This is a genomic window from Kitasatospora sp. NPDC088779 (assembly GCF_040685395.1).
Lineage (GTDB): Bacteria > Actinomycetota > Actinomycetes > Streptomycetales > Streptomycetaceae > Kitasatospora.
Genome location: NZ_JBFBHW010000012.1, coordinates 1 through 8,384, shown reverse-complemented (window position 1 = coordinate 8,384; position 8,384 = coordinate 1). Strand labels below are relative to the sequence as shown.

Genomic DNA, 8,384 nt, shown 5'->3' with positions numbered 1-8,384 from the left:
GCATGAGCGACCAGCACCCGATCGACGAGCCGGGCCTGTCCGCGCTGCTGGAACGGCTGTGCCGGGCGCACCGGGTCCCCGGCGCCCAACTGGCCGTTCACCACCGGGACCGCACCGTGTCGGTGGCCGTCGGCGAGCAGGTCCTCGGCGTCGGCCGGCCGGTCCGCCGCGACAGCGCCTTCCCGCTCGCCTCGCTCACCAAGCCGTTCACCGCCGCGCTGGTGATGACCCTGGTCGCGGACGGGGACGCCGGGCTGGACGACCCCGTGGCCTGCCACCTCCCGGAGGCCGGGCTGGACACCACCGGGACGGTCCGGCAGGTGCTCAGCCACACCGCGGGGCTGCCGGCGGTCGTGCCCGAGGACGCCGGGAAGGCCGGCAGCGCGCGCCACTTGGCGGCCCGGTACGCGAACCGGCAGTCCGAGGTGGCCGCGCCGGGGACGGCGTTCTCCTACTCCAACGTGGGGTACGTCTTGGCGGGCCTCCTGGTCGAGGAGATCACCGGAATGCCCTGGCCGGAGGCGCTGGACGCGATCCTGCTGTCCCCGCTCGGGACCGCCCCGGCCTTCGTCGGGGACGTCCGCGAGCCGGGTGGCAGGTCCGTGGTCGGCGGCCACGTGGTGCGGGCGCCGGGTAGGCGGACGATCCCGGTGCCCGAGCAGGGCGTGTCGGTGGTCGAGGCGTCCGTCGGTTCCCTGGCGCTCAGCGCCGGGGAGGTGGCCCTCTTCGCCCGCCAGTTCCTGGCCCGGCCGGGCCCGTTGCTGGCCGCGGACACGGTCGCCGAGATGCGCCGGGACCAGCTCGCCGGCGTCCCCTTCGGGCCGTACGGGATGGCCGACGGCTGGGGGCTCGGCTGGGCCCGGTACCGCGACGGCGGCTCGGACTGGTACGGCCACGACGGCACGGGCGACGGGATCTCCTGTCACCTCAGGTTCGAGCCCGTCGAGGGCACGGTGGTGGTCCTCACCACCAACGCCAACACCGGCCAGAACCTGTGGGCCGACGTGGTCGGGAAGCTCCGCGAGGCCGGGCTCGCGGTCCCTGGGCAGGGAGCCCTGGACACGGACGGCGATCCGGCGGACGCGCCCGACGACTGCCTCGGCGGCTACGCCAACGGCGACCTGGAGTACCTGGTCACCCGGGGTGGGCCCGGGCTGCTGCTCGGCCTCGGCGGCCCGCCGCAGTACGAGCTGAGCTGCACCGCCGATCTGCGCTTCACCATGCGTGAGGCGGGCGGCGAACCGTCCGTCGGCCTGGTACACGCCGGACGCTTCCTCCGCGATCCCGGCACCGGCCGGGTCGAGTACCTCCAGGTGTCCGGCCGGCTCGCGCGCCGAGGCCGGTCCGAGAAGTGGTGAGTGAATGACCGTCGCACGCCCGACCAGTGGAACGACGAGTGAACCGACGACGGGACCGGATGGTGAACCGACGAGTGGGCCGCCAGGCCCGCCGACGGCACGGCCGCTGTCCCGCAACCGCAACTACAACATCCTGTGGACCGGCCAGCTGCTCTCCGAACTGGCCTTCGAGATCGCGATGGTGGCCATCCCGCTGCTGATCCTGGCCCACACCGGATCGGCGATCCAGATGGGCACGGCCTCGTCCGTGCTCGCCGCCGTCCGGATGCTGGCCGCGATCCCCGCCGGCGCGATCGCGGACCGCTGGAACCGGCGCACCGTGATGCTCACCTGCCAGGCCCTGCGGGCCGTCGGCATGGGCAGCCTCGCCGCCGCGCTGGCCCTGGACCGTTACAGCTACTGGCACCTGCTGGCCGTCGTGGTGCTGGAGGGGGCGCTCGGCTCGGTCTTCGAGCCGGCCGAGCACGCGGCCCTACCGCAGGTGGTACCGGAGTCCCAACTCTCCACCGCGGTGGCCCGCAACGCCGCCCGCCCGTACGTGGCCACCCTGCTCGGCCCGTCCGTCGCGGGGTTCCTGTTCGCCGTGCACCCGACCGACCCCTTCGCGGTGACCGCCGCGGTGCTCGCCCTCTCGGCGGGCGCGCTGACCCTGCTCAGGCTGCCCCCCGTGGCCGGCCCGGGCACCGGGAAGCCGGACGGCGGGATGGGCGGCGAGATGGCCGCAGGGTTCCGCTGGGTCCTGCGCAACCGGGTGCTGCGGACCACACTCGTCTGGATGGTGGGCACCAACCTGGTCTTCAACGCCCTGTTGGTGATCATCCTGGCGGTGTCCAACGAGGACAGGACGGCGCCCGGCGAGATCGGCCTGATGATGGCCTGCCTCGGGGTGGGCGGACTCCTGGGAGCCGCCCTCGCCCCCTGGCTCCACCGCCGCCTGCCGGCGCCGGTGATCGTGCTGGGCTTCGCCTGGCTGGCCGCCGTCGCGACGGCCCTGATGGCCGTCGTCTCGGGTGGCGTGCCGCTCGGCGTGCTGCTCGGCCTCGCGGCCCTGTTCGCACCGGTGGCCAACACCACGGTGATGACCCACCAGCTGATGGTCACCCCCGACGGTCTCCGGGGCCGGGTGAGCTCCATCGCCGCCCTGTGCTCCGGCGGGGCCGGGGCGCTGGGCCCGTTGGCCGGCGGAGTGCTGGTGGCCAGGTCCGGGGGCGGCACCGCGGCCGTACTGGCCTGTGCCGGGGCACTGGCGCTGATCGCCGTCGGTACGACCGCGAGCCCGGTGCTGCGCCGCTTCCCAGCGGCCGACCGGACCCGCGGGTAACCGCCGTTCCGGCCCCATGGCAATTTCACTCTCTGTTCAAGTGTCTGGAAACCCCCGGCGGACATCAGTGAGGCTCCCGGTGCACCGGGAGGTCTGCCCCAGGACCGTCAAGGGAGGTCCCGCTCGTGTTCCACATCCGACTCACCGACGAAGAGGTCTTGGCCGTCGAGGCGATCGCCGACGAACTCGCCCACCGGTACGACACCGTGGAGTCGCCGGTGTTCCAGCGCGAGAGCCGCACCCACGCGCAGGAACTGCCCCGCCGACTGCGCGGGAGGCTCAACGAGTTCCGACTGACCGAGAAGTCCGGAACCCTCGTGGTCTCCGGTCTCCACGTCGAGGACGCGTTGCTCGGACCCACCCCGGCCGAGCGTCGCAGGAAGCCCGCCCCGTCCCCCTCGCTCAGCCAGGACATCGCCTTCTTCCTGATCGGGAGCGTGCTCGGCGACCCGATCGGCTGGGCCACCCAGCAGGACGGCCTGATCATGCACGACGTCTACCCGGTCAAGTCGCACGAGCACGACCAGATCGGGTGGGGAAGCGCCGAGACCCTCAGCTGGCACACCGAGGACGCCTTCCACCCGCTGCGCACCGACTACCTCGGTCTGATGTGCCTGCGGAACCCGGACGGCGTCGAGACCACCGTCGCGGACATCGCCGACGTCGAGCTGGACGCCGGGGCCAGGGCCGCGCTCAGCGAGCCGCGCTTCCGCATCCTGCCGGACGACGCGCACCGCGGCGGTGCCCAGTCCGCCGGGGCGCAGGATCGCGAGGAACTGCTGCGCCGGCGAGCCCTGGAGCGGGTGGAGCAGGCGCTGCGGCAGCCCGACCCGCTGGCCGTCCTGTTCGGCGATCCCGACGACCCCTACCTGGTCATCGACCCGTACTACATGCAGGGAGTCCACGACGACGAGGAGCAGCGGGCGCTCGACGCCATCGGCGCCGCCATCGACCGGGCCCTGACCGGAGTCGTCCTGCGGCCGGGCGACATCTGCTTCCTCGACAACTACCGGGTGGTGCACGGCCGCAATCCGTTCCGCGCCCGTTACGACGGCACCGACCGCTGGCTGCGCCGTCTCAACATCGCCCGCGACCTTCGCAAGTCCCGGGAGTACCGGCTCAGCGCCGACTCCCGGGTCATCTACTGACCGTCACCGAAGCCCCCATTTTTCTCACGTGAGGAAACCGTGACCGGAATACAGCAGAACAAGGGCAACCTGACCCAGTGGGAGTACCTCGCCCTCAACAGCGAGCTGAACATCGCGGACGGGCACGCCCGACAGGCGTTGACCCCCGGCCAGACGAAGGTCGTCGACGAGCTGCCGCTGCTCTTCGCCGAGGGCGAGCGCCGCCCCGTCGAGCAGATCGAGCGGGAGGCGCACGAGGCTTACTTCACCCTGCTCGGCCAGGACGGCTACCCGTCCGAGCACGGCCGGGTGATGAGCTGCTACTCCTCGTCCGTCGCGATGGAGATCCTCTCCCGGGCGCTGGCGTCCAAGGTGGAGACGGTCGCCCTGGTCCACCCCACCTTCGACAACATCGCCGACCTGCTGCGCGGCAACGGCCTGCGGCTGGTCCCGATCGCCGAGGACCCGCTGCACGGCGAGGACCTGACGCCGGAGTTCCTGGCCTCGGTGGGCTGCCTCTTCCTGACCACGCCCAACAACCCCACCGGGCGGGTCGTCAGCGAGAAGCGGCTGCGCCGGATCGCCGAGCAGTGCGCCGAGCACGACGTGGTCCTGGCCCTGGACACGTCCTTCCGCGGCTTCGATCCGCGCGCCCACTACGACCACTACGCGGTGCTCGACGCCAGCGGCTGCCGCTGGGCGGTGATCGAGGACACCGGCAAGCTCTGGCCCACGCTCGACCTGAAGGCCGGCATGCTGGTCGCCTCGGAGGACCTCGGGTTGCCGGTGCAGAAGATCTACTCCGACATCCTGCTGGGCGTCTCGCCGCTGATCCTGGCGATGATCCGCCGCTTCGCCGAGGACGCGGCCTCCGGCGGGCTGGGCGAGCTGCACGAGTTCATCGCGGGCAACCGGGAGCTGGTGCGGACCGGCCTGGCGGGCGTGCCCGGCGTCGACTTCCCGGACCCCGACAGCAGAACCAGCGTGGAGCGGGTCCGCTTCTCCGGCCGCACCGGTACCGAGGTGTGGGAGGCCCTGCGGGAGCACAATGTCTTCGCCCTGCCCTGCCGGCAGTTCCATTGGGCCGAGCCGGCCGAGGGCGACCGGATGCTGCGCATCGCACTGGCCCGCTCGCGCGAGCCGCTCGCCGAGTCGGTCCGCCTGCTCAGGTCCGTCCTGGAATCCAGGTGACCGTGGCGACGCCCGCCCGCCACGCCCGGCGGTGGCAGCGCGGTCTGGTGCAGGAGACGGCCGAGCCCGGAGTGATCGACCTCGGGCCCGGTTACCTCGACCCCGCGTTGCTCCCGGTGGAGCTCGTGCGGGAGGCGCAGGTGAGCGCACTGGCCGAGTTCGGCGCCGCCGCGCTGGCGTACGGGAACAACGCGGGGGCCCATCCGCTGCGGGAGGCACTCGCCGAGCGGGCCACCCGTGCGGACGGGCACCCGTGCGGGCCGGAGAACGTCCTGGTGACGGCGGGCACCTCGCAGGCGCTCTACCTGATCTCCACCGCGCTGGCCTCCCCGGGGGACGCGGTGCTGACCGACGGCCTCTGCTACGACCTGGCCCAGAAGCTCTTCACCGATTGCCGGCTCACCCTGCGGCGGGTGCCGGCGGACTCCGCCGGCATGTCGCCGCAGGCCCTGCGGGAGACCCTTCGCGCTCCGGCCCCGGGGGGCGTCCGGCCTGCCTTCCTCTACCTCAACCCGACGTTCCACAACCCGACCGGCCGGACGCTGACGACGGCCCGGCGACGGGAGCTGCTCGCCGTCGCGGCCGAGTACGGGCTGCTCGTCGTCGAGGACGACGCGTACGCCGGCTTGGCGCTCGACCCGGCGGCGGAGCCACCGCAGTCGCTCGCCGCGCTGGCGGACCACCGGGGCGTGCTCCGGCTCGGCACCTTCTCCAAGACGCTCGCCCCGGGGCTGCGGCTGGGCTGGCTGCTCGGCGATCCCGCACTCGTCGACCGGCTGGCGGCGCACGGCCTCTTCGTCAGCGGCGGCTCGCTCAACCACACCGCCTCGCTGGCCGCCGCCGTCGTGCTCGCGAACGGTGAATACGATCGCCATGTGGCCTTTCTGTGTGGGGAGTTGGCGGCGCGCCGGGATGCCCTGGTGGCCGGCCTGCGGGCCGTCGACCTGCCGGAGCCGGTGCGGTTCCGGGTCCCGTCCGGGGGTTACTTCCTGTGGCTGGAGCCGGTGGCCGGCCACCGGGAGGCGGAACTGCTCCGGGCGGCGGCCCTGGCCGGCGTCCGGATCGCCGCGGGTTCCCGGTTCGGCCCTGGTGGCGAGAACTCCTTTCGGCTGGCCTTCAGCTTCAACTCGTCCGGGCGACTGGTGATGGCCGCCGAGCGGCTGGCCGCCGCCTGGCGCACCCTTTCGCCGCCGTCGACCACCCACCCGTCGGCGACCCCGCTATCGACAGGAGCCGAATGTGTCCGTGACCGATGAGGGGATGCCCGCCGTCGTGGGCGGCCTGCGGGGGTACAGCCTGCCGCTCTCCCCGTCCGGAGGGTCGTCCATGCTCACCCCGCCCCCATGGCACTTCACCGGTGAGGTGGTGATGGTGGACTACCGGGTCGAACCCGAGGCCGTGGCCGCTTTCCTGCCACCCGGGCTGACGCCGGGCAGGGACGCCGGCGCGGCGGCGGCCGTCTTCGCGGAGTGGCAATGGTGCTCGGACTCGGGGGAAGAGCTGGCCGACCCGTGCCGCAACCGCTTCTCAGAGTTCCTGGTCCTGCTCGCCTGCGAGTTCGAGGGGGAGCCGATGGCGAGGTGCCCGTACGCCTGGGTCGACCAGCCCGTGCCGATGATGCGCGGCTGGGTGCAGGGCATGCCCAAGCAGTTCGGGGTCGTCCACCAGAGCCGGCCGGCCACCGTGGGCCGGGCCGGGCCCAGGCTGGCTCCTGGCGGGACCTTCGCCGCAACGATGTCCGTCCACGGCCGCAGGGCCGTCGAGGCATCGGTGACACTGACGGGAATCTCCCCTGAGCCGCCAGGGTTGCACATGGTACCGTTGGCGCACACTTTGCATATCCCTGACTGGACGTCAACTCGACCTAGAGAGACGGCTCTTGTGGCGTCCGAAGTGTCCGATGTGGAGTTCTCGCAGGTGTGGTCGGGGGCGGCCGAGTTCGGATTCTTCGATGTGCTGGGAGCGGACTTCGCCCGGCTCGCCCCGGTCGAAGTGGGCGCCGGTCACGTGTTCTCCTACGCCGAGACGCTGCATGGCGGCCGGGTCCTGAGGGGCAGCGAGGATTGAACAGGTACTGAGTCCCGCCTGATAAAGCGACTTACGGGGGCAGTCTTTGTGTTGAGAATTCACTTCACCGTCGAGGATCTGGCCCGGCTGCGCATGGTCGCCGGCCTGGGCCCGCTGACGGAGGGCGTCTTCGCCCTTCACCGGTTCAGCCACAGCGGCAGCGTGGCGTTCCAGCCCTGGCGCATGCGAGTGCGTGCCGTCCTGGGCGTGCGCACCGCGGAGCTGGAGTTACTTGCGCAACAGGCTCCGAACTTGACCGACCTGATCGAGCTGCTCGGGACGTCCACTGCGCCTGGCGAGGGGCAGGCCGGTCCGACGGCGCTCCTGAGCTCCTTCACCCAGGTCGCGGTCCTGCCGCACTGGGCGGACGTCAAGCCGCAGCTGGAGCGGGTGCGGGACGCCCGCGGCCGGGTCGCGATCGCCCTCGGTGCGGAACGGCTGTTGAGCGCCCTCCACCCGCGGCTGATCTGGAACGCGCCGACCCTGGAGGTTCGCGGCGGGCCGGATCGGGACGTCCACCTCGGCGGCCGGGGGCTGGTGTTGAGCCCCTCGTTCTTCCTGCACGACCAGTCCTGCGTGTTCATCGACGACGACCGCGAGGCCGGCGGGCCCGCCGTCGTCTTCCCGATCGGCTCCGGCGTCAAGCCCGGGCTCTGGGATGCGTGGCAGTCGGACGAACAGGCGCTCGGCGCGCTGGTCGGCCACACCCGGGCGGCCGCGATCCAAGCGCTCACCGACAGCCGCACCACCGGTGAACTCGCCGAACAGCTGGGCATATCGCTGGCCGGCGCCAGCAAGCACGCCGCGGTCCTGCGCCGGGCCGGCCTGATCACCACCGCCCGCAACCGGAACACGGCGCTGCACACCCTCACCTCGCTCGGCATGGCCCTGCTGCAGAGCCGCGAACTCACGCCGGTGCCGTTTCGCAGTCACCAACGAACCTGGATCTCGGCCTGAGGAGGCGCGACCATGAGTTCTCCCAACCCCTTTGACGACCCCGACGCCATCTTCCACGTCCTGGTGAACGACGAGGGCCAGCACTCGCTGTGGCCGGTCTTCGTGGACGTCCCGGCCGGCTGGCGGACGGTCCTGGCCGACGCCGACCGTGAGGCGGCGATCGCCTACGTCAACACCAACTGGACGGACATGCGGCCCGCGAGCCTGGCGGCCCGGCAGGGCTGACCGGACCCGGTCCCACCCGGCGGACCGGAGCACCCCGGTCCGCCGCTATGACAGAATTCCTGGCTGTGACCATTCGATTACTGCTCGCAGACGACCAGGAGATGGTCCGCCGCGGAATGCGGCGGATCCTTGAGAACC

Annotated in this window: 8 protein-coding genes; all 8 read left to right on the top strand. The window is 72.2% G+C overall.

Annotated elements, in window-relative coordinates:
* Positions 1 to 2 precede the first annotated feature (2 nt).
* The 8 genes from AB0P03_RS13595 to AB0P03_RS13560 all read left to right on the top strand — a co-directional run bounded on the left by AB0P03_RS13595 (position 3) and on the right by AB0P03_RS13560 (position 8,246).
* The gene (locus AB0P03_RS13595) at positions 3 to 1,358 is read left to right on the top strand and encodes a serine hydrolase domain-containing protein (protein WP_363628890.1); all 1,356 of its coding nucleotides are present in this window, start codon (positions 3 to 5) and stop codon (positions 1,356 to 1,358) included.
* 4 nt (positions 1,359 to 1,362) lie between these two features.
* Positions 1,363 to 2,679: an MFS transporter gene (locus AB0P03_RS13590; RefSeq protein WP_363586132.1), complete on the top strand. Its 1,317-nt coding sequence runs from the start codon at positions 1,363 to 1,365 to the stop codon at positions 2,677 to 2,679.
* 125 nt (positions 2,680 to 2,804) lie between these two features.
* Positions 2,805 to 3,827: a guanitoxin biosynthesis L-enduracididine beta-hydroxylase GntD gene (gene gntD, locus AB0P03_RS13585; RefSeq protein WP_363586133.1), complete on the top strand. Its 1,023-nt coding sequence runs from the start codon at positions 2,805 to 2,807 to the stop codon at positions 3,825 to 3,827.
* Between the two features lie 39 nt (positions 3,828 to 3,866).
* Positions 3,867 to 4,997: an enduracididine biosynthesis enzyme MppP gene (gene mppP, locus AB0P03_RS13580; RefSeq protein ID WP_363586134.1), complete on the top strand. Its 1,131-nt coding sequence runs from the start codon at positions 3,867 to 3,869 to the stop codon at positions 4,995 to 4,997.
* A complete protein-coding gene (locus AB0P03_RS13575; protein ID WP_363586135.1) occupies positions 4,994 to 6,253 on the top strand; it encodes an aminotransferase class I/II-fold pyridoxal phosphate-dependent enzyme in 1,260 nt (419 codons plus the stop codon). Before mppP ends, AB0P03_RS13575 begins: the two co-directional genes overlap by 4 nt.
* A gap of 4 nt (positions 6,254 to 6,257) precedes the next feature.
* Positions 6,258 to 7,064 carry an enduracididine biosynthesis enzyme MppR gene (mppR, locus tag AB0P03_RS13570; RefSeq protein WP_363629152.1) on the top strand — a complete coding sequence of 269 codons (807 nt, stop codon included), beginning with the start codon at positions 6,258 to 6,260 and terminating at the stop codon, positions 7,062 to 7,064.
* 51 nt (positions 7,065 to 7,115) lie between these two features.
* Positions 7,116 to 8,021, top strand: a complete 906-nt coding sequence (locus tag AB0P03_RS13565) for a winged helix-turn-helix domain-containing protein (protein WP_363628888.1) — start codon at positions 7,116 to 7,118, stop codon at positions 8,019 to 8,021.
* 12 nt (positions 8,022 to 8,033) lie between these two features.
* Complete coding sequence (locus AB0P03_RS13560) at positions 8,034 to 8,246, top strand: MbtH family protein (protein WP_363628887.1); 213 nt, start codon at positions 8,034 to 8,036, stop codon at positions 8,244 to 8,246.
* Positions 8,247 to 8,384 lie beyond the last annotated feature (138 nt).